At 70.6% G+C, this 357-nt stretch carries 1 protein-coding gene; it reads right to left on the minus strand.

The genetic code is table 11. From position 1 onward, the window contains the following. A partial coding sequence (locus ACYQ1K_RS27960; RefSeq protein WP_459986900.1) for a BBE domain-containing protein occupies positions 1-357 on the minus strand: 357 nt, incomplete at both ends.

Below are 357 nucleotides of genomic sequence, written 5' to 3' on the forward strand. Positions count from 1 at the left end.
GGCGGGATGCCGTGGGTGCCGACGAAGAGGTTCTCGGGATCCCAGCGGCGCTTGATTTCGCGGAGTCGATCGAATCTCTCCCCGTACATGCGCGCGACAGCGTCAGGGTCGAGCCTCACTCCGACTGTGCTCGGGTCGCGGCGGTCCGGGGCCGGACCGATCCGCTGGATGTTCGCGACCACGTCCTGCACCCAGTGCTCGTGCTGGGCGTCCTCGGACGGGTCCTCCCACCAGCAGCCGGGGATCAGGCTCCACGTCGGCTCCTCCGCCCTCTCGCGCAGCGCGCTGGGGAACCTGGGTGCTCGCCCGAGCGTTCCCCGGAGCGGAATCACCTCGATCAGTCGTGCCCCGCCGCCG

Source organism: Nocardioides sp. AN3 (genome assembly GCF_054653495.1).